General features: G+C 42.0%; 22 protein-coding genes. 20 read left to right on the plus strand and 2 right to left on the minus strand.

The features are described from left to right. Positions 1–3 precede the first annotated feature (3 nt). Genes HMPREF9447_RS20920 through HMPREF9447_RS21015 form a run of 20 tightly spaced genes read left to right on the plus strand, consistent with a single transcriptional unit; the run spans position 4 to position 20,304 of the window. Complete coding sequence (locus HMPREF9447_RS20920) at positions 4–261, plus strand: acyl carrier protein (protein WP_009131784.1); 258 nt, start codon at positions 4–6, stop codon at positions 259–261. 5 nt (positions 262–266) lie between these two features. After that, the gene (locus HMPREF9447_RS20925) at positions 267–1,151 is read left to right on the plus strand and encodes an LpxL/LpxP family acyltransferase (RefSeq protein ID WP_009131785.1); all 885 of its coding nucleotides are present in this window, start codon (positions 267–269) and stop codon (positions 1,149–1,151) included. A gap of 15 nt (positions 1,152–1,166) precedes the next feature. Continuing rightward, positions 1,167–2,252 carry a methyltransferase gene (locus HMPREF9447_RS20930; RefSeq protein WP_009131786.1) on the plus strand — a complete coding sequence of 362 codons (1,086 nt, stop codon included), beginning with the start codon at positions 1,167–1,169 and terminating at the stop codon, positions 2,250–2,252. Further along, positions 2,249–2,683: a hypothetical protein gene (locus HMPREF9447_RS20935; RefSeq protein WP_009131787.1), complete on the plus strand. Its 435-nt coding sequence runs from the start codon at positions 2,249–2,251 to the stop codon at positions 2,681–2,683. The genes HMPREF9447_RS20930 and HMPREF9447_RS20935 overlap by 4 nt, the downstream gene beginning before the upstream one ends. Then, positions 2,680–3,123, plus strand: a complete 444-nt coding sequence (locus HMPREF9447_RS20940) for an acyl-CoA thioesterase (protein WP_009131788.1) — start codon at positions 2,680–2,682, stop codon at positions 3,121–3,123. The genes HMPREF9447_RS20935 and HMPREF9447_RS20940 overlap by 4 nt, the downstream gene beginning before the upstream one ends. Continuing rightward, positions 3,108–4,832 carry a beta-ketoacyl synthase N-terminal-like domain-containing protein gene (locus HMPREF9447_RS20945; protein ID WP_009131789.1) on the plus strand — a complete coding sequence of 575 codons (1,725 nt, stop codon included), beginning with the start codon at positions 3,108–3,110 and terminating at the stop codon, positions 4,830–4,832. The genes HMPREF9447_RS20940 and HMPREF9447_RS20945 overlap by 16 nt, the downstream gene beginning before the upstream one ends. A 1-nt stretch (position 4,833) precedes the next feature. After that, positions 4,834–5,091 carry a phosphopantetheine-binding protein gene (locus tag HMPREF9447_RS20950; protein WP_009131790.1) on the plus strand — a complete coding sequence of 86 codons (258 nt, stop codon included), beginning with the start codon at positions 4,834–4,836 and terminating at the stop codon, positions 5,089–5,091. Then, positions 5,091–6,275 carry a beta-ketoacyl-[acyl-carrier-protein] synthase family protein gene (locus HMPREF9447_RS20955; RefSeq protein WP_009131791.1) on the plus strand — a complete coding sequence of 395 codons (1,185 nt, stop codon included), beginning with the start codon at positions 5,091–5,093 and terminating at the stop codon, positions 6,273–6,275. Before HMPREF9447_RS20950 ends, HMPREF9447_RS20955 begins: the two co-directional genes overlap by 1 nt. Before the next feature lie 5 nt (positions 6,276–6,280). After that, entirely contained in the window at positions 6,281–7,237 is a 957-nt protein-coding gene (locus HMPREF9447_RS20960; RefSeq protein WP_009131792.1) for a beta-ketoacyl synthase chain length factor, read from the plus strand. Beyond that, a complete protein-coding gene (locus HMPREF9447_RS20965; protein WP_009131793.1) occupies positions 7,234–7,902 on the plus strand; it encodes a polysaccharide deacetylase family protein in 669 nt (222 codons plus the stop codon). Before HMPREF9447_RS20960 ends, HMPREF9447_RS20965 begins: the two co-directional genes overlap by 4 nt. Positions 7,903–7,914: 12 nt before the next feature. Beyond that, positions 7,915–8,547: a LolA family protein gene (locus tag HMPREF9447_RS20970; RefSeq protein WP_009131794.1), complete on the plus strand. Its 633-nt coding sequence runs from the start codon at positions 7,915–7,917 to the stop codon at positions 8,545–8,547. After that, positions 8,522–9,073, plus strand: coding sequence for a hypothetical protein (locus HMPREF9447_RS20975; RefSeq protein ID WP_009131795.1), 552 nt, complete (start codon positions 8,522–8,524; stop codon positions 9,071–9,073). The genes HMPREF9447_RS20970 and HMPREF9447_RS20975 overlap by 26 nt, the downstream gene beginning before the upstream one ends. A gap of 1 nt (position 9,074) precedes the next feature. Next, positions 9,075–9,452, plus strand: coding sequence for a hypothetical protein (locus HMPREF9447_RS20980; protein ID WP_009131796.1), 378 nt, complete (start codon positions 9,075–9,077; stop codon positions 9,450–9,452). A 2-nt stretch (positions 9,453–9,454) separates the two neighbouring features. Beyond that, the gene (locus HMPREF9447_RS20985; protein WP_009131797.1) at positions 9,455–10,645 is read left to right on the plus strand and encodes a DUF2062 domain-containing protein; all 1,191 of its coding nucleotides are present in this window, start codon (positions 9,455–9,457) and stop codon (positions 10,643–10,645) included. Then, positions 10,642–14,505 (plus strand): trifunctional MMPL family transporter/lysophospholipid acyltransferase/class I SAM-dependent methyltransferase, encoded by a 3,864-nt coding sequence (locus HMPREF9447_RS20990; protein WP_009131798.1) that lies wholly within the window; start codon positions 10,642–10,644, stop codon positions 14,503–14,505. The genes HMPREF9447_RS20985 and HMPREF9447_RS20990 overlap by 4 nt, the downstream gene beginning before the upstream one ends. Further along, positions 14,498–15,988, plus strand: a complete 1,491-nt coding sequence (locus HMPREF9447_RS20995) for a phytoene desaturase family protein (protein WP_009131799.1) — start codon at positions 14,498–14,500, stop codon at positions 15,986–15,988. Before HMPREF9447_RS20990 ends, HMPREF9447_RS20995 begins: the two co-directional genes overlap by 8 nt. Then, positions 15,981–17,648 carry a C45 family autoproteolytic acyltransferase/hydolase gene (locus HMPREF9447_RS21000; RefSeq protein WP_009131800.1) on the plus strand — a complete coding sequence of 556 codons (1,668 nt, stop codon included), beginning with the start codon at positions 15,981–15,983 and terminating at the stop codon, positions 17,646–17,648. The genes HMPREF9447_RS20995 and HMPREF9447_RS21000 overlap by 8 nt, the downstream gene beginning before the upstream one ends. Position 17,649: 1 nt before the next feature. After that, positions 17,650–18,945 carry a phenylacetate--CoA ligase family protein gene (locus tag HMPREF9447_RS21005; protein WP_009131801.1) on the plus strand — a complete coding sequence of 432 codons (1,296 nt, stop codon included), beginning with the start codon at positions 17,650–17,652 and terminating at the stop codon, positions 18,943–18,945. 58 nt (positions 18,946–19,003) lie between these two features. Continuing rightward, on the plus strand, positions 19,004–19,573 hold the full coding sequence (locus tag HMPREF9447_RS21010) for a hypothetical protein (RefSeq protein ID WP_009131802.1): 570 nt from the start codon (positions 19,004–19,006) through the stop codon (positions 19,571–19,573). A 23-nt stretch (positions 19,574–19,596) separates the two neighbouring features. Continuing rightward, positions 19,597–20,304 carry a DUF481 domain-containing protein gene (locus HMPREF9447_RS21015; protein WP_009131803.1) on the plus strand — a complete coding sequence of 236 codons (708 nt, stop codon included), beginning with the start codon at positions 19,597–19,599 and terminating at the stop codon, positions 20,302–20,304. Between the two features lie 95 nt (positions 20,305–20,399). On the opposite strand, the gene HMPREF9447_RS21020 is transcribed toward HMPREF9447_RS21015, so the two are convergent. Beyond that, positions 20,400–20,783: a MerR family transcriptional regulator gene (locus tag HMPREF9447_RS21020; RefSeq protein ID WP_009131804.1), complete on the minus strand. Its 384-nt coding sequence runs from the start codon at positions 20,781–20,783 to the stop codon at positions 20,400–20,402. Between the two features lie 2 nt (positions 20,784–20,785). Further along, positions 20,786–21,754, minus strand: a complete 969-nt coding sequence (locus HMPREF9447_RS21025) for a M23 family metallopeptidase (protein ID WP_009131805.1) — start codon at positions 21,752–21,754, stop codon at positions 20,786–20,788. Positions 21,755–21,825 lie beyond the last annotated feature (71 nt).

Below are 21,825 nucleotides of genomic sequence, written 5' to 3' on the forward strand. Positions count from 1 at the left end.
AGTATGACCAACGAAGAAATCATCGAAAAGATAAGAGAGACCTTATCAGAAGAATTTGAAGTAGATATCAATCTTATCCAGTCTGATGCTCCGCTCATGCAAACATTGGAGTTAGACAGTCTGGACCTGGTAGACATGGTAGTATTGATTGAGAAAAATTTCGGTTTCAATGTAACCGGACAAGACTTTGTAGGAATCAAAACATTCCAAGACTTTTATAACCTCGTCATCACCCGCATGGCGGAAACTAAAAACGAATAAGGAAGATGTGGAAAGGTAAAACCCGTGGCGGCGTATCCGGATACCTCTTTTTCATTTATATGATCAGGTATCTTGGTGTTAAGGCCGCTTATGGTTTTCTGACTCTGATTGTTCTTTATTTCATTCCATTTGCTCCGAAAGCAACAAAGAGTACCTGGCAATACTCCCGCCGCATATTAAAACGGAACCGTATGCGTTCGGTGGGATTATTACTGACTAACTATTACCGTCTGGGGCAGATACTTATTGATAAAGTAGCTATCGGAAATGGGATGGTCGGCAAATATCATTTCAAATTTAATCACTATCAGGAGTTTCTGAATGTATTGGATGGTGGCCAAGGGGTAATTATGATTGGTGCCCACGTTGGAAATTGGGAAATAGGAACTCCCTTTTTCAATGATTACAGCAAGAAGATGAACGTGGTGATGTATGATGCCGAACACCAGAAGATTAAAGAAATACTGAAAAAAAACAGTCAACAGCAACCCTACAAGATAATACCGGTCAATGAAGATAACCTGGCCCATATATTCAAAATCACAGAAGCCTTGGATAATAAGGAATATGTCTGTTTCCAGGGAGACCGTTATTTGAATGCGGACAAACTACTGACGTGTACATTCATGGGACAAGAAGCTTCTTTTCCAATCGGGCCTTTCCTGCTGGCAACGCGGATGAAAGTTCCGGTAGTTTTCTATTTTGCCATGAGAGAGGCAAAGCAAACCTACCATTTCCACTTTGTATTGGCAGAAAAAGTATCCGGTTCAAGAGAAAAGAGAGCTGAACAGTTACTACTAGAACAATATGTGAATGCTCTGGAAAAAATAATTAGGCAATATCCCGAACAATGGTTCAACTATTACCCATTTTGGAAATTGCCTGAATAAAATAAAATCAATAGAATGAAACTATTCCCTTCATTACAAAAGAGATATACCAAAGAGCGGTTCACCGCTGTGCAGGCACAACGTCTGGCACAAGAAATTGCCTTTGGCCCCATTGTGTTTCAGGTTTCACGCCTGATGCTGAAATTCGGTATTTTCCGTTTGCTTTCCGATAACCGGGAAGGCATGTCACTGGAACAGATAAGTCGAGCTACCGGGTTATCACCGTATGCAGCACAAGTTTTACTGGAGGCCTCACTCACAATCGGCACCGTGTTGGTGAAAGAAGACCAATATGTGTTGGCAAAAGCAGGCTGGTTCCTGCTGAACGACGAAATGGCACAGGTGAATATGAACTTCAATCAGGATGTGAATTACAAAGGTCTGCTCCATCTGGAGGAAGCGCTGGTTAACGGTCGTCCGGAAGGTTTGAAAGAACTGGGGAATTGGCCTACCATCTATGAAGGGTTATCCGGTTTGCCCGAACAAATACAGAAAAGCTGGTTTGGATTCGACCATTTTTATTCAGATAACTCTTTCGACCAGGCACTCGAAATTGTATTCAGCCACTCTCCCCGAACTCTGCTCGATGTAGGAGGAAACACCGGAAGATGGGCTACCAAATGCGTACAGTATAATAAAGAGGTGGAAGTTACCATCATGGACCTGCCTCAACAGTTGGAAATGATGAGGCAGAAAACGGAGAACACTCCCGGTCATGAACGCATTCATGGACATGGCGCAAACCTCCTCGACAAGAATGTACCTTTCCCGAAAGGATTTGATGCCATCTGGATGAGCCAGTTTTTGGACTGCTTCTCCGAGAAAGAAGTCATTAGTATTCTGTCTCGTGCCGCCCGGTCGATGTCTACAGATGGAAGACTTTATATTATGGAGACTTTCTGGGATAGACAGAAATTTGAAACAGCTGCATATTGCCTGACACAAATCAGCATCTACTTTACTGCCATGGCAAACGGTAACAGCAAGATGTACCATTCGGATGATATGGCACGATGTATCCAAGAAGCTGGCCTGGAAATAGAAGAAATATATGATAACCTGGGATTGGGACATAGTATCGTAAAATGTAAGCTGAAATGAGAAAAGTTCCCATCATACACGGTGAAGGAATCCTGAACCTGATACCGCAACGCCCTCCAATCGTTATGGTAGGCTCATTTTGCGGTATAGAAGGTAATTGTTCCTATTCAGCCCTGACAATCACCGCTGACAATATCTTCTGCCAGGGAGATGAGTTACAAGAAGCCGGCATTATCGAACATATTGCCCAATCGGCGGCGGCCCGAATAGGATATCTCTACTTACAAAAAAATGAGCCGGTACCATTGGGGTTTATCGGCTCAGTAGATAAGCTAATTCTTCACCGTTTACCAAAAGTCGGGCAGGAATTATTCACTGAAATTACGATTATTCAGGAGGTATTCGACATCACCCTGATATCTGCTTGCGTAAGTGCTGCGGAAGAAATGATTGCAGAATGCCGGATGAAAATATTTTTAGATAAAAAATGAGGCAGAAAACAAATCTACATACAGCAGCACTCACTGACCGCACTACTGTAAAGGTACGCTTCAGCGAGGTAGACTCCATGCAAATAGTATGGCATGGTGAATATGTACGCTATTTTGAAGATGGTAGGGAATCTTTTGGGAAACGCTACGGATTGGGATATATGGATATCTACGACGAAGGGTACATGGTACCCATTGTTGATTTAAACTGTCAATTTAAACAACCGTTATCGTTCGGTGAAGAAGTTATCATCGAAACCCGGTATATCACTTGTGAAGCTGCAAAAATCACGTTCGAATATGTGCTATACCGGGCTACAGACAATAATGTTGTTGCTACCGGAAGCACAACTCAGGTTTTCCTGAATAAGGACAGAGAGTTAGAGTTAGTAACCCCAGCTTTTTATCAGGAGTGGAAGAAGAAATGGAACATCCTATAAGTGTATATATCACGGCAGATGCCCTTATCAGTTCTTTGGGTTTAAATACTCAGGAGAATATAGAGGCAATCCGGAAGTACCGGAGCGGAATCACGATGCATGAAGCAGGAGTTATATCTGATAACCCGATATTGGCTGCTACTATTAATACGGATATTTGGAATACTGCAAAGAGTCTGGATGCTTATACACGCTTGGAACAGCTATTCATACTTGCTATTCAGGATACTCTTTCTCATTCCGGCATTAGTCTGGCTGACAAGAATTGTGGCCTCATCCTCTCCACTACAAAAGGTAATATCGATCTATTAAGCAAGCATCCCGATAAACCTGACATTAAAGCCTACCTATGGGAAACGGGAAGAAGAGTAGGTGAGTATTTTCAAGCCAGCGACCGGGTAGAGATTATCTCCAATGCCTGTATATCAGGAGTGTCTGCCTTGATTGTAGCCAAACGATGGATAGAAACCGGAAGATACCAGAAGGTCATAGTAGCAGGTGGAGACATCCTCTCCCACTTTATCACCAGCGGATTTCTCTCTTTCAGATCCATCAGCTCACAGATATGCCGCCCTTACGATACCCGGAGAGATGGACTTAACCTGGGAGAAGCTTGTGGTGCTATCTTATTGAGTTCGGAAGGAAAAGATACGGACATTATACTTTCAGGAGGAGCCATCAGCAATGATGCCAACCACATTTCCGGCCCGTCGCGCACAGGAGATGGATTGTATTTTGCCATCCACCAAGCTATGGAGGAAGCATCGATCACCACCAGCGATGTCAGTTTCATTAATACGCATGGCACCGCTACCGTCTATAATGACGAAATGGAAGCCAAAGCCATTCATTTAGCCGGATTGGAGATGGTACCGATCAATAGTATGAAATCCTACTTCGGGCATACCCTGGGAGCATCGGGAATAATCGAGTCTATCATCTGTATTCACGAATTAAAAGAGAAAGTGTTATTCGGCACGTTAGGTTATGAAGAAGCGGGTGTCAGTATGCCTGTCATTGTTCAAGCTGAGCATCAGGAAATACCCATGAAGCATTGTATTAAAACAGCATCCGGCTTTGGAGGTTGTAATGCAGCGATCGTTTTAACAATTCCCGAATACCAACAGCAATCTCAAAAGAAACAAGCGTCGGTAACCGCCCACACCACTACAACTGTTTCCATTGAAAATGCGAACTTATGTATGAACGGAGAAACCTTTTTTTCATCATCTGCCCCTGACTTTGCGCAATTTATCCGAGAAGCATACAAAAACATAGGCGGAAGTAACATGAAATTCTACAAAATGGACGACCTTTGCAAATTAGGATACACCGCTGCCGAATACTTGCTAAAAGGGAAAAGCTTCCAACCGGAAGAGATAGGAATACTGCTGGCAAATTCCGCATCTTCACTAGATACGGACATTCACCATCAGACTATTATCAATCAGGAAGGCGACCATGCAGCCAGCCCTACAGTATTTGTATATACGTTACCGAACGTTGTAGCTGGCGAGATATGCATTCGCCATAAAATACAAGGAGAAAATACTTTCTTCATAGCAAAAGAGTTCGATGCGGACAAGTTGGAAGAATACGCACGAATCGTAATGAAAAAAGGAAAATTGAAAGCGTGCATCATTGGTTGGTGTAACCTTTTAATGGGAAAATATAAAGCTGATTTTAAATTAATTGAAGTACAATATTGATATGGAAGAATTAATAGAAAAACTAAAAAAAGAATTAATAGAAGAACTGAATCTTGAAGAAATCACTCCGGAGGAGATTAATCCCGATGAGCCTCTGTTTGGTGATGGTGGCTTAGGGCTTGATTCCATTGACGCTCTCGAAATCATTCTTATTTTAGAGCGTAATTACGGAATCAAAATAAAGAATCCTGCAGAAGGGAAACAGATTTTCTATTCGATACGCACATTAGCTAACTATATATCTGAGAATCAAAAGTAATGAAGATATACGTAACCGGTTTAGGCGTTATTTCTGGTATAGGACTGGGCGTTGAAGAGAATATCACTTCACTCAGAAAACACCAGCATGGCATGGGAAAAGTCACTCTTTTTCCCACAGAGTTGGATGTGCCCGTATCGGAAGTGAAATACAGTAACGAAGAATTAAAACGGTTACTCTCTTTAGATACACAGAAAACATTCTCACGAACTGCTTTGCTGGGTATGTTAGCAGCCAGAGAAGCTATAGACGATGCCCAACTGGATATGGTCTCTTTGCGTACCGGACTCATTTCTTCTACCTCGGTAGGAGGCATGGACCTGAGTGAACACTTCTACGCTTCCTTCAAGAAAGACAACAAAAAAGGACGGTTACGGGAAGTCATCTCTCACGACTGCGGTGCAAGCACTGAAATGATAGCAGATTATCTGAATGTGAACGACTTTGTGACGACTATAAGCACAGCTTGTTCGTCAGCCGCCAATGCTATCATGCTGGGAGCCCGTATGATTAAGAATGGCCTGCTGGACGCTGCCATCGTAGGAGGTGCAGATGCTTTGTGCAAGTTCACCCTGAACGGCTTTAACTCACTCATGATTCTGGATAAGGAACATTGCCGCCCTTTTGACGCGTCACGCGCAGGTCTCAATTTAGGAGAAGGAGCCGGATATATTGTCCTTCAATCAGAAAAGTCACTTCGGAAAGAGGCGTATTGCCTGTTAAGCGGATATTCTAATGTGAATGAAGCTTTTCATCAGACCGGCAGTTCTCCCGAAGGAAACGGGCCTTTCTGGTCTATGAAGGAAGCCATAAAGAAAAGCAATATCCTGCAGGAAGAAATTGATTATATCAATGTACATGGCACAGGAACACCCAGTAACGACCTGTCAGAGGGACTTGCCATTCGACGGATTTTTGGTGATAAGACTCCACCATTCAGCTCTGTCAAGGCATTTATTGGTCACACGTTAGGCGCTTCGGAAGGCATTGAAGCTGTTTACTCAGCTCTCTCGGTACGTCATGGTTTTATCTACCCTAACCTGAACTTCAGAAAACCAGTAGAAGAAACCGGACTGATGCCCGAAACCTCTTTCCGTGAAGGTTTACCTATCCGTAACGTATTATCGAATTCATTTGGGTTCGGTGGAAATGATTCATCGTTACTGTTTTCCACATTAAAATAAAAATGATGCAATCTGTTTATATCAACCATATCACCTCTATTCATACGGATGCGGCTTCCGATAAAGATCCTTATTTATCTGCCAACGAACCAGATTATAAGAGTATTATCACAAATGCCGCACTAAGAAGACGCATGAGTCGCATTATTAAGATGGGGGTTGCCTGCGGTCTGAAATGTATCAATGCTCTGCCTTCCGGGAAAGTAGATGCAATCATCACAGCTACCGGACTGGGATGCCTGGCAGATACAGAGAAATTTCTGAATACAATTATTGAAAACGAGGAACAACTGCTAAATCCAACGCCGTTTATCCAGTCGACCTTCAATACCATCGGAGCTCAAATTGCACTGCTTTACCAGATACATGCCTACAACATGACGTATGTACACCGGGGATTAAGTTTCGAAAGTGCGCTATTGGATGGTATGATGAGAATCCGGGAAGGCGATGAGAATGTTTTGGTGGGGGCAATGGATGAGATTACACCTAACAGCTATATCATACAACAACGATTGGGATTGTTGAGAGATATACAGGCAGGCGAAGGTGCCCAGTTCTTTCTGCTGGGAAAAGAAATCACCCAATCCACTTTGGCAGAATTGATTAGCGTATCCACCTTTATTCATGCACACTCCACACTGGAAATAACTAAAAGAATTCATCGTTTCCTACAAAGCAATCAATTAGCTCCCGAACAAATCAATTGGTTTGTCACCGGTAAAAACGGAAACAAAAATGAAGATGCCATATATACTGCTTTAGAAAACAGTCTGTTTCCTAAAGCAAAATACATCACCTTTAAAGATGAATGTGGTGAATATCCTACGGCTTCTTCTTTTGCTGTATGGAAAGTGGCTAAAGCCCTTGGAGAAAGCCAAAACTCAGGACAAATAGCCTTGATATACAATCACCACCATTCTATTAATCATTCACTTATTCTAATCCGGAAAAGACAATGATAATAGAAGGCTTAATTATATTAATAGTCATTTTTCTCGTCTACGCCTCTTGTAGCATCCGCTCCAATATCTATCTCAAGGTGTTTTGCAAGAAACAGACGGAAGAGAAAATTGTAGCCATTACCTTTGATGATGGACCGGACCCGATACAAACCCCTAAGGTATTGCAGGTTCTCAAAGAACAGCAAATTCCTGCTTGCTTTTTCTGTATCGGTCGTAAAGTGAAAGGCAATGAATCATTGATACGACAAATTATCAACGACGGGCATATGATTGGCAATCATTCTTTTACCCATACCAATCATTTTCCCTTATATAGCCTGTCGCGAATGAAAAAAGACCTACAAGCTTGCCAGTCTGCGTTAGAACAAGTAACTTCGCAAAAAATCAAGTTATTCCGTCCACCATTCGGAGTCACGAATCCTACAATAGCAAAAGTTGTCCGCATATTAGGATATACTCCCATCGGCTGGAATATCAGAACATTCGATACACAGCATCCTTCCAAAGAGAAGGTTCTGCGACGTATCCAAAACAGATTGCGTCCCGGTTCCATTATTCTCTTACATGACCGTATGCCGAATAGTGACCTGTTATTAAAAGAGATACTTAACTTAATTAAAGAACAAGGATATACAGTTGTCCGCCTGGACAAGATGCTATAATCAGAAACCATTATGAGAGCAATACTTATAACACTATTGATGACATTGGGGATTTCCTATACCCATGCCCAGACGATGAAAAGACTAATCCAGACTCAGGACTTTGAAAATCGCCTGGCAAAAGAGGCGCAAACCATACAATCCATTGAAAGTGATTTCACCCAGGTGAAGTATCTGGATATTTTGGATGAGAAAGTCACTTCCAAAGGGAAGTTTTATTATCAAAAGAGCGGTAAGATACGCATGGAATATGCCCAGCCTGTCAATTACTTAATCGTGATAAACGATTCACGCCTCAAAATTGTAGCAGACGGCAAAAAGAGCACCATGAGTCTAAGTGCCAATAAGATGATGAACCAGATGCAAGATATGCTCACAGCATGTATGATAGGTGACCTCAGCAAAATGTCTTCCGACTATAAACTGGAATATTTTGAGAATACCCCATACTATATGGTGAAGATTAGACCGGTCAATAAAGCTATACAAGCCTATATTTCAGGAATTGAGATATATCTGGATAAAAAAGATATGTCAGTCTACAAGTTGCGTCTTTCGGAGACTGCCACCAACTATACGGAGTATGAGTTCTATAACAAAAGTTTTAATGCACTGAAAGATGAAACCCAATTTTCTACTCGCTAATCTGGTTTGTGTGCTGTGCCTGCTCACTTCCTGTGCTTCCCCAAAAGTGGTGGAGAGAGATGCCTCAGTTCATTCGGCTCCCATCATCCATGCACAAGAATTTTCGCAGAAATATAATATGCAACTCGATTTCATGAAGCACCATTTCAGTGGAATGTTGATTGTGAGGGAACTTCCGGATAATGAAATAAGAATATTAGCATCCACCTACTTCGGGCTCAGCCTTTTTGACTTCTCACTTCGCAATGAAGAATTCCACGTCAATAGTTGCATAGAGCCCATGAAGAAAAAGAAAATACTGCGATTACTGGAAACAGACTTCAAGAATCTATTTTTAAACGGGAAGAATATCCGTATCAAAAAGAAAAACAGTACCTTTGAAAAAAGAGTCACAGGCAGCGGGTTCGGTAAATCAGTATTCTATCTGTCAGAGTTCGTATCAGGATATCCTGAACAGATAAAAATAAAACACCCTTGGCTGCGGCTAAGCATACAGTTGGACAAACTAAAAGAGAAACAAGATTAATATGGCTGAACTTTTTTCCAATTTCTATCATATCACACAGTCTGAGAATATCAATGAAACAGATTGGATGGTGCGGGTCATGCTCAACCCACAACATCCTGTCTACGCCGGACACTTTCCACAACAACCTGTGGTTCCGGGAGTCTGTATACTGCAAATAATAAAGGAATGCTTAGAGAAAATACACCAAGCTCCTTTGCAATATAAGCAAATAGCATCGTGCAAGTTCCTCTCAGCCATTAATCCGAATGAAACGCCCGAATTGAAATTCTCAATTACGACAAAGAGAAGTGAGACAGATACCCTCCTGGTTCTGGTTGAAGGTGCATCTTCAAAAGATATTTGTATCAAGTTAAAAGCGCAATTAATCGATAAATAAACATGGAGGAATGTAACGCGGAACAATGGCATGAAAAAGCCGGGCAACTTGAAATTGTAGTGATTATACCTACCTACAATAACGGGACGACACTGGCTACCGTGATTGAAGATGTACTTTTCTACACGGAAAACATCATCGTTGTCAATGACGGCTCCACCGATAACACCCCTGTCCTTCTGGAAAACTATCCGAACCTGCGTGTCATCACCCACCCCACTAATAAGGGAAAAGGAACAGCCTTGAAAAACGGATTGAAACAAGCCAAAGAAGCCGGATACCGATATGCCATCACTATTGATTCGGATGGACAACATTTTGCATCGGATATCCCCATATTCATTAAGGAAATAGAAAAAGAACCGGATACTTTATTAGTAGGCGCCCGCAACCTGACTTCGGACAATATGCCGGGCAAGAATACATTTGCCAATAAGTTCTCCAATTTCTGGTTTAAACTTGAAACCGGAATAAAGCTTCAGGATACTCAATCGGGTTACCGGCTCTATCCGTTAGATAAAATCAATGTGCAGAGATTCTACTATACTGCCAAATATGAATTTGAGCTTGAAGCACTGGTCTTTGCCGCATGGAGAGGAACTACGGTCCGGAACATACCTATACATGTGTATTATCCACCTCAGGAAGAACGTATTTCACATTTCCGTCCTTTCCGGGACTTCACCCGCATCAGTATATTGAATACTCTATTAGTATTCATCACTTTCCTCTGGATATATCCGCGTAACTTCTTCCGAAAACTAACTTGGAGCAACTGCCGGAAATTTTTCCATACCCACATTACTCATTCCAATGAATCGAACCTGAAAATCACTTATGCCATCATGCTGGGTGTTTTTATGGGAATCGTTCCCATCTGGGGATACCAGATGCTCGCCACACTTTTTTTAGCTCATTTGCTCAAACTCAACAAGGTGATAGCCATTGTAGCCGCTAATATCAGTATCCCCCCTATGATTCCTTTTCTGCTGTATGGCAGTTATCTGACAGGATGTAAGGCTTTGGGCAGACCAATTGAGCTTCACCTTACCGACATTTCATTTGAAAATGTGAAATCAGTTTTAGAGCAATATTTAATTGGAAGTGTTATCTTTGCAACCGCTTGTAGTATATTGGCAGGTATTATAGCTATCAGCCTGCTTACCATATACAGAAGGTCCAGAACAGCATGACTCAATTCTTTATCAAACTATACAATTATTTCAATAGACACAAAGTCCTCTTCTATTTGTCACTCTGTGTCTGTGTCCTCTTTATGGGGTACTTCGCTTATCAGGTTAGGTTTGAGGAGAATGTGACGCGCTTCTTTCCCGACACGAAAAGTAGCCAAAACATCACTAAGGTATTTGATAATCTAAAGATAAAGGATAAGATTATCCTTCTAATCTCTCCTATCGACTCTACAACAACTCCCGAATTGATGATAGAAGCCGGAGACCAGCTTAAGCAAAACCTATTAGAGAAAGCCAATCGAGTCTGGATTAAAGATATTTTTTCGGAAGTAGATGAAACCACGATTGAGAAAGCCGGTAATTTCGTTTATGATAACCTCCCCCTGTTTCTAACAGAGAAAGACTATCAGCACTTTGATTCACTTCTGACGCAGGAAGGTATAGAAACCGCTATGCGGAGAAATTATACCAACCTTCTCTCTCCTGCAGGTATAGCACTGAGAAGTTATATACAAAGAGACCCGTTGGGACTTGGGAATAACATCTTAAAACACTTGCAGGATTTTCAGTTGGAAACCAACTATGAAATCAATAACGGGCATATCTTTTCGAAAGACGGCAACACTTTGCTAATGTTTGTAACACCGGTATTCGGAACAGGAAGTACAGGTGAAAACGACAAGCTCATCCGGATACTTGAAGACGAATTGCAACAGGTGCAAAAAGAACACCCCTCAATCAGTGCCTCTTACTTCGGAGGTCCTTCGGTAGGGGTCTACAACGCACGGCAAATAAAAAAGGATACCATCATCACTTCTTCAATTGCACTACTGATTATCATTGTTTTTATCTCGTTAGTATTCAAGCACAAGAAGTCTATTCCCCTTATTGTCACTCCGGTTTTATTCGGTGGACTGTTTGCTTTATGCCTGATTTATTTCATTCAGGGGTATATTTCCGCGATAGCCGTAGGTGCCGGGTCGGCCATTCTGGGTATTGCATTGAGTTACTCCATACATATGCTGGCACATCAAAACCATGTTTCCACCGTCCAGCAGTTAATTAAAGAAATAACCTACCCGCTTACAGTAGGTAGTTTCACTACCATTGGTGCATTCTTCGGGCTCACTTTCACCACTTCCGAACTTTTACGGGATTTTGGTTTATTTGCCTCCCTGGCACTTATCGGCACCACCCTTTTCTGCCTCATCTATCTTCCGCATTTTCTGAAAGGGCAAGCCGATGTGAAACAAGGCAAGGTATTACGATTCATTGAAAAGATTAATGCCTATCCATATGAAAAAAACAAATGGCTGGTGGGAATCATCGTCATTATTACACTGGTCAGCCTGTTTACTTCACAAAAGGTCCGGTTCAACGAAGACATGATGAGCCTCAATTATGAGCCTCAACACTTAAAACAAGCAGAAGCCAAACTGGAACAGCTTTTCAATACTCAGGAGAAAACCGTTCTCTTTGTCAGCATAGGCAAAAACATGCCCGAAGCCCTTGAGCGTTATGCAAACACAAACCGCCATTTGTCTGCTTTTAAAGATCAGGGATTAATCAAAGCATATGCCTCTGCCGAACAATTCCTTATCTCACCGGAAGAGCAGCAAAAACGGCTCGAACAATGGAACAGATATTGGGGAGAACCGGGTAAAATATCGGCTATCCATAAATATATAGAAGATGCCGCCCGAACTTATCATTTCCGGCAAGGCAGCTTCGATGCATTTTACCAGTGGTTAGAGCATCCCTTTCGACTCTATAATTATCAAGATGATACGAATAGTATTGCCACAACTTTATTGAACGAATGGCAAACAAGTGCCGACTCCATCACTATGCTTGTCACCCAAGTACGTATCAGTGACGATAATAAAGAAGAGGTATACCAACAATTCAAGAATGACACCGATGTCGTTGTTTTCGACCGGAGCTATTTTACCAACCAATGGGTTTCCGCCATTAACAATGACTTTTACCTGATACTTTATATTTCATCACTCCTTATATTCCTGGCACTATTGATTTCGTACGGACGTATAGAACTGACTCTGATAAGTTTCCTGCCCATGCTTATCAGTTGGACGATCATCTTAGGATTGATGGGGATTTTGGGAATAGAGTTCAATATCATCAATATCATTCTTTCCACTTTTATTTTCGGTATTGGAGACGACTTCAGTATTTTCATCATGGACGGGCTTCAAAACAAATACGGGACAGGGAAAACAATTCTCAATTCTCATAAAACGGCCATTTTCTTCTCTGCATTCACTGCCGTTGTAGGAATGGGAACTTTAGTATTCGCAAAACATCCTGCCCTACAATCCATTTCCTTGATTTCTATTCTTGGAATGGCTGCCGTTGTATTAGTGGCCTACACCATACAGCCTATCATTTTCCAATTCTTTATTGCCAAACCGGCTTCAAAAGGATTACCCCCGTACACACTGATAGGATTACTCCGTACCATCATCCTTTTCATGCTCTTTGTTATAGGATGCATCATCCTGAGAGTTCTCATTTTCTTATTATACCTCATCCCGGTACGCCGCACCTATAAACAACAGTTTGTTTGCCGGATTATCAATATCACTTGCAAAGGAATATTGGCAGTAGCGACATTCGTACGTAAAGAACATATCAACGCAGCCGGTGAGACATTTAGGAAACCGGCTATTATAATAGCTAATCACCAGTCTTTCATTGATATTCTGGAGTTATTATCTTTCTCTCCAAAGATCATCATGATTACCAATCACTGGGTATGGAATTCTCCGATATTCGGGAAAGTTATCCAATATGCAGGCTTCTTCCATGTGGATGAAGGGTATGAGCTTTGTGTGGAACGGATGCGTGAAAAAGTCAGAGAGGGGTATTCCATTGCCATTTTCCCAGAAGGAACCCGGACTTATGACGGCAAGATGAAACGTTTCCACAAAGGAGCTTTTTACTTATCGGAAACTCTTCAACTGGATATTATTCCTATCCTTTTATATGGAAACGGAAAGATTATTGCCAAAGCCCAACCCTTCTACATCCGCAAAGGCATTATCTTCTCCAAAATATTACCCCGTATCCCTTACAATGACTATTCGTTCGGGACGACTTACCAGGAACGTACCAAACGTATTTCTTCTTATATGAAAGAAGAATATGCCCGTATCTGCCAAGAAAAGAATACACCAGAGAATCCCGCATTTTATGAAGCTTTAGTATTGAATTATATCTACAAAGGCCCTATCATCGAATGGTACATCCGCATCAAAGTGAAGATGGAACAGAATTATCAACTGTTCAACCAACTGATTCCGATGAGAGGACAAATTACGGATATTGGTTGCGGGCTCGGTCCTTTGTGTTACATGCTGGCCATGATATCCAAAGAAAGGCAAATATTAGGGATTGACTATGACGAAGATAAAATAGCCATTGCGCAACATGGTTGGCTTCGCGATGAAAATCTCCGCTTTGAGCATGCCGATGCATCAGTTTACGAGTTTCCGGAAAGCGATGTATTTATCCTAAATGACATATTGCACTATATGAATTATCAGCATCAACATGACTTGTTGGTGAAATGCGCCATCCTACTTCGTCCTGGAGGAATGATTATTGTACGTGACGGAAATGCTGCCGATACTCATAAACACCGGTTGACCCGCCTCACGGAAGTACTTTCTACCCGAATTGTAAACTTTAACCGAACCACGGAAGCACTCTGTTTCACTTCCGGAGATCAAATTCAGAGTATAGCCCAGGAATGCGGAATGAAAGTAGAGACCATTCGGAATGACAAATACACATCGAATACCATCTACATACTAAAGAAGAGCAATGAACATGAGTAAGTATGACATCATCATCATAGGAAGCGGATTAGGCGGTCTTGAGTGTGGAACCATACTCAGTAAGGAAGGCTACAACGTATGTGTACTCGAAAAGAACGAGCTATTCGGAGGTTGTTTTCAAACCTACCGTAGGAAAGGGCATTTGCTCGATACAGGTATTCACTATATTGGCAGTCTGGACGAGGGGCAGATGATGCACCAGTTCTTTCAATATACAGGAATCATGGACAATCTGAAAGTTCGTAAACTGGATGAAAATGCTTTCGATAAGATTTACTACAAGAATCGTGAATATGATTATGCCATGGGATACAGTTCCTTTGTCGATACCCTTTGTAAAGCATTTCCTCACGAAAAAGGGAATCTTCTGCAATACACAACGTTACTGAAAGAAGTAGGCAGTCTGATTAGTGTAGAGAATCTGAAGAAGGGAATCATATCTACCGAAGGAATGAAGTATTTCAATACTTCGGCAGCAGGTATGATAGCTCAAATCACTTCCAATCCGGATTTACAATCAGTACTGGCAGGTTCGGCACTTCTGTATGGCGGACTGAGGGAGCACTCCAACTTCTATGAACACGCCATGATTAACAACTCCTACATACAAGGAGCCTATCGGTTCATTGACGGAAGTATGCAAGTGGCCTCTGAAATGATTAACGTCATCCGCACTAATGGAGGCACAGTGCTGAATAATAGTAAAGTCACCCGTATCATTGTAGATAACAACCAAGTGCAAGGTGTAGAAATCAACGGCACAGAACGGATAGACAGTAAATACGTCATCTCCAATGTACATCCCAAGCAAACATTAACTTTGCTGGATAAGAACCGTTCTATCAAGAATGCCTATATCTCGCGCATCAATTCGTTAGAAAACACCTATGGCATATTCACCCTCCATTTGGTGATGAAGGAGAAAAGCTATCCATATCTGAACCAGAACCTCTATCTGCATGGAGATAATGATGTATGGTATGACAAAAAGGCCAATATGGGATGCACCACCAATTGCATGATTTCTACACAAGCTTCTTCCCGCAACAGTGACTATGCAGACGTGATATCCATCCTGACCCCCATGTATATAGACGAACTATCTGCCTGGCTACATACTCTTCCCGAACAAAGAGGCGAAGAATACAAAGCTTTCAAAAAGGAAAAAGCCACGCAGCTATTGGAGTTCATCAAAAGCCACGAAATAGACTTCACTGACCATATTGAAGCAATGTACACCACTACCCCGCTAAGTTACAGGGACTTTACGGGTACTTGCGACGGCTCTGCCTATGGAATTATCAAAGATTACAAATGTCCGCAGGTAGGATTTGTCTCCACACGAACCAAACTAGGTAACTTATTTCTTACCGGACAAAACTTGAATGTCCACGGTGCTTTAGGAGTAACGTTAACCTCCATCATTACTTGCGGTGAACTACTGGGACACGAATATTTAGCTAAAAAGATAGGCCATGCATAAGATTATAAAGAAAACAATCAAATATACAGCATGTGGCATAGGGTTACTTCTCCTTGCTATTATCCTCTTTATATCCGCACTTTATTTCTCTGCTGATATGCTGACTCCCGAATATACTTCCCAATCTACCGGAGAAGTAATACAAACAGACAGCCTACGGCAATATAAAGGAAATTATCTGCGGCACAGTAATAGTGGTTTGTGGGAGTTAAAAGTGAATGGCAATGCCTTCCAGCGTGGTGAAGCCATAGGAAAGCTTTCTCCTGATTTACTATATTATCAGGAAAAAGTCTTCGTGGATCAGATACGTGAGATCGTACCCTCAGATAATTACCTCAAATTCCTGCGCTTCTTTATCGTGCTCTTCAACCGCAATTTAGGAAAGAATGTCCCGGAAGAATTCAGAGATGAAATTTACGGCATTTCACTCTCTTGCACACACGAATATGACTTTATCGGCACTCCCTACGAACGCCAACTAAATTACCACTCAGCACATGACCTGGGGCATGCCATGCAAGACTACATGCTGGTAGGTTGCAGTTCCTTCGCCACTTGGGGAGAAAACAGTGTCGATTCATCTCTCATCATCGGGCGTAATTTCGATTTCTATATGGGCGATAAGTTCGCACACAACAAACTGGTATCTTTCTATCAGCCGGAGCAAGGTTATAAATTCGCTTCCGTTGGTTGGCCGGGCATGATTGGTGTACTTTCAGGCATGAATGAAACCGGACTGACAGTAACCATCAATGCAGCCAAATCAACTATGCCGACGGCTTCCGCCACTCCCATCTCTATCCTGACCAGAGAAATCCTGCAATATGCTTCGACCATTGACGAAGCATACACCATTGCCCTGAAACGAAAAACATTTGTTTCCGAATCCATACTAGTCGGTTCGGCCCGGGACGGGAAAGCTGCTATCATTGAAAAGTCACCGGAGAAAACAGCACTCTTTACGGGAAGTGGCAATCAGATTATTTGCACAAACCATTATCAATCGGATGCTTTCCGTAACGATGAACGCAATCAGGAAAACATAGCAACTTCTGATAGTCCCTATCGTTTTGCCCATCTGCAAGAATTGCTGGAAGAAAACAAGCCCATCAACAGTGTGAAAGCCGCTGCCATACTCCGCAACCAGAAAGGATTGAACAATGTTGATTTAGGTATGGGAAATGAAATGGCTATCAATCAACTCATTGCCCATCATTCGATCATCTTTCTGCCGGAACAGCAAATTATGTATGTATCCACTCCCCCCTGGCAATGCGGAAAGTACATGGCGTATGACCTTAATAAAATATTCAGCGATACAGTAGACTTCCGCCACGAAATTGCAAGCCCTGAACTGACCATCCCCGAGGATAGCTTTATCAAGCAAGCAAAGTACAGGCAGTTCATGGCTTATAAAAAGCTCACAAAGCTCATCCGGGAAAAGACCCAACGAAAAGAAACACTGGAAGCCAAAGTATTGAATCTATATGAAGCATCCAACCCTTCCTTCTATTACGTTTATGAGGTATTGGGTGACTATCATGCCGCCATGCAGCAAATCAGTATGGCCATTACATATTGGCAGAAAGCACTGACAATGCCTATTCCCAAACAAGCGGAAAAAGAGCGTATCCAACAAAAAATCAATAAGAACTCATAATATGGAAAAGAACCCAGACATTCAGTTCCGTTCCCCGGAAGAAATCAAATCATATCAGGAAACCAGGCTTATCGAAACCTTGGTCTATCTTCAGGCACATTCCCGATTCTATCAACAGATGTTTCGTGAACACTCCATAGATATCTCCCGCATAAAAACGATAGAAGACCTGCAACAAATACCAGTCACCACCAAGACAGACCTGCAACTACATAATAATGAGTTTATCTGTGTTGATAGAGATGCTATCATCGATTATGTAACCACTTCCGGCACTTTAGGTGATCCGGTTACTTTCGTACTCACCTCTGCAGACCTTGACCGTCTGGCTTACAACGAATATTTGTCTTTCAACACCGCCGGATGTAGCCGGAAAGATATATTGCAACTAATGACTACCATAGACCGCCGCTTCATGGCAGGTCTGGCCTATTACCTGGGAGCCCGGGAACTGGGTATGGGAGTAGCCCGCGTAGGCAATGGAATACCGGAGTTGCAATGGGACACTATCCACCGTATTCATCCCACCTGTGGCATGGTAGTGCCCTCATTCCTTATCAAACTGATAGAATTCGCCGAAAAAAATCAGATTGATTACAATAACAGTTCGATGAAAAAGTGTGTGTGCATCGGTGAAGCATTGCGCAATCCTGATTTCACCCTGAACACCCTCGGGCAGCGTATCAACGAAAAATGGCCGTCACTCCAACTGTATTCCACTTATGCTTCTACAGAAATGCAGTCATCTTTCACCGAATGTTCCGAATTCCATGGCGGACACTTGCAACCCGAACTCATCATCGTAGAGTTTCTCGATGACAAAAATCTTCCGGTGAAAGAAGGAGAACCGGGTGAGGTAACCATTACTACATTGGGAGTTGAAGGTATGCCTTTGCTCCGTTTCAAAACCGGAGACATTTGCTATCACTATACGGAATCTTGCACTTGCGGACGGAATACCATCCGGTTAAGTTCTGTTTTAGGGCGAAAAGGGCAAATGATAAAATACAAAGGAACCACCCTCTATCCACCCGCATTATTCGATATATTGGACGATATACCTAAGGTAAAGAACTATGTTGTTGAGGTATATACCAATAAATTAGGTACGGATGAAATACTAATCCGCATTGGCAGTGAAGAGAACAGCGAAAGCTTTGCAAAAGAAATAAAGGACCTGTTCCGTTCTAAAATACGGGTAGCTCCTACCATCCGGTTCGAACCAGCTGACTACATTGCCCAGATACAAATGCCCCCTATGAGCAGAAAAAGTATAAAATTCTTTGATTTACGGTAACTAATTTCTACTTTTGACATAAGAATAGACTTAATACTTACTCTAAATTATTAATTGTATGAAAAAGTTATTAACCCTTTTCCTTCTGGCAACAAGCATGATTTGTTTCGGACAAAACAGAGACTTCCTGAAAGAAGTTTCAGGTATCAATTTCTATGGGGTGGATTATTCTGCGGCAAAAGTGTTCGGTGCGGCTGAGACTCCTGAAGAGTTCAGAATAGCATTTGCCAAGATTAACCGTCTGTTCATCACTGAGGCAAAAAAGTATGATGTAAGTAAGAAGCTGAAAGTTAAAGTCAACGAGATCTCACTCAACGCTGTTGATAAAGTGAATCAGGACATTGACCTCAGTCAACTGATGACGACCAGTGCAGACTATACATTGAGCGAACAAGACATTAAACGGGTTTTAGAAGCACTTCCTATACAAAGTCAGCCGGGCATTGGGCTGGTTATCATCGCTAAGTTACTGAATAAGGCAGAGGGATACGGTTCCTATCAGGTAGTATTCTTCAATACTGAAACCAAAGAAATAGTAGAAGACTGGGCAACCGGTGGCAAAGCCAAAGGTTTCGGACTTCGTAACTATTGGGCTGGTTCCATCCATAAGGTTATCAACAACCTGTAAACTAAATATTTACTAAATAAAAAATGAGAAAATTACTATTATTGTGCGTCCTATTAATAGGCGCCTGCCTTCACTGCATGGCACAAAACTACACCGAAGTCGTTTATTTGAAAAATGGAAGTATTATCCGAGGTATTATCATCGAACAAGTACCCAACAGTTCTTTAAAAATACAAACTGCCGATGGAAGTATCTTTGCTTATTCAATGGATGAAGTTGTGAAAATTACAAAAGAAGTAGGTGCTTCCAGAAACAAGTACGAAAGATTTGGAGAAAAGAAATCACTGAAAGGCTACAAAGGCTTTGTCGAAACCGGTTATATCTTTGATCTCAGTGATTGTAATGCCAACAGATTCGAATTATCAACTACACACGGTTATCAGTTTAATAACTATTTATTTGTCGGAGGTGGTGCCGGAATAAACTTCTATACGGATGCAGATTTATATTCCGTTCCTTTATTTGCCAGTTTCAGAGCTAACTTCATGAATAAAAAGATTACACCGTTTGCTGATATCAAAAGCGGTTATACGGTCGGCGATGTTGAAGGAGCCTTTGTTACAGTAGGTTTTGGTGTACGCTTTGCTCTTGCCAAGAAAATGGCACTGAATCTTAAACTGGAATATGCATATCAAGAGTATGATTACGAATATTATTATAGTAGTAGTTCATATTATTATGATAATGAATCTATAAATGGCATCGGAGTCAAGCTTGGTTTTGAATTCTAAATGAAATAATCCCTATAAATAAGAAAACCGGATTGAAGGTTGTAACAGTCTTCAATCCGGTTTTTATTTTATCCGGTTCGTCTTCCAAATTTCGTTTATTCTCCTATGTCCTGAATATCTTTCTTCAATTCATCAATCTGTTCATAAGTGAAGCCATCAAGAGCTTTCTTCATACTGAGCAGTTCCTCACGGACGGCTTTCAACCGCTCTACGATTTCAAAGTTACGAAGGGTGTTTTCTTTATTATCTTTCATCCGCTGGCGCGCACCAGGCAACGTCATGCCCCGTTCCTTCACCAAATGATAAATCAGTTTCACCGTTTCAATGTCCTCTTTGCGATATTGCCGCACGCCACGACTACCCTTCTTCGGGGAAAGTTGTGGAAACTCTTTTTCCCAAAAACGCAACAAGGACTCATTGACATCGAACATCTGAGCTACCTCACTGATGGAATAGTATAACTTCAGGTCTTTATCCATAATTAATCAAGGACTTTACCATGGTTGGCAGCAATCTGTATCATGCGGTCATAATCCTCGGCAGTCAAATCCATAAAGTAGTAGTTGACGGGATTAACCACCTGCCCTTTGACATGAACTTCATAATGCAAGTGAGGACCGGTGCTTTTTCCTGTGCTACCCACTCCGGCAATTACTTCGCCGCGCACGACCTTCTTTCCGAGTTTCGTCCGGTATTCCTTTAAGTGGCCATATAAAGTCTGGTAACCAAAGCCATGGTCTATCACAATAGTATTGCCATAGCCGGTTTCCCAGCCCATCTTCACCACCGTACCGTCTCCTGTGGCGTAAACGTCCGTTCCAATAGGTGCGGAGAAGTCCATACCGGCATGGAATTTCGTAGTACCATAGATAGGGTCGATACGCGTGCCATAGCCGGATGCTGTTTTACGAAGGTCTTTATTGGAAATAGGCTGGATAGCAGGAATACAACGCAGCATTTCGTCATGGCTCTTACACATATCCACCACATCATCGAAAGAACGGGACTGGATATAAAGCTGCTTACTGAGCATATCCATCTTCTGAGTAGTATTCACCACCAGGTCGGAGTTAGCCATATCCATCAAATGTTCGTAACGATTGGTGCCGCCATATCCTGCCTGACGAATAGCTGACGGTATGGGGTCTGCTGCAAAAATAACCCGATATAAGTTATCATCGCGTTGCTGCACATCCTGCAACACGCCCATAGCCTCGTCCAAACGACGGGAAAGCACATTATACTGCGCTAAAAGTTGGCTATTTTCCTTTCGTAATTCTTTCTCGGAAGGAGAACCGAAGATAATTAGCAGAACAATGAAGCTGCCCGCACCTAAGCCCATGCCAATGAATAAACGGCGTAAAAGGCTCACCGCCCGTTGCCTGACGGTAGGGTAAATACGATCATAGGTCTGCGTCTGTGGATTATAAATGTAGTAAACTTTGCGCATCTTTTGGAAATATTTCGCTCGTTAATACGGCAAAAGTAATAAAAACAAGCTATCTTTGCACAGTTTTTTCA

The organism is Bacteroides oleiciplenus YIT 12058, from assembly GCF_000315485.1.
Lineage (GTDB): Bacteria > Bacteroidota > Bacteroidia > Bacteroidales > Bacteroidaceae > Bacteroides > Bacteroides oleiciplenus.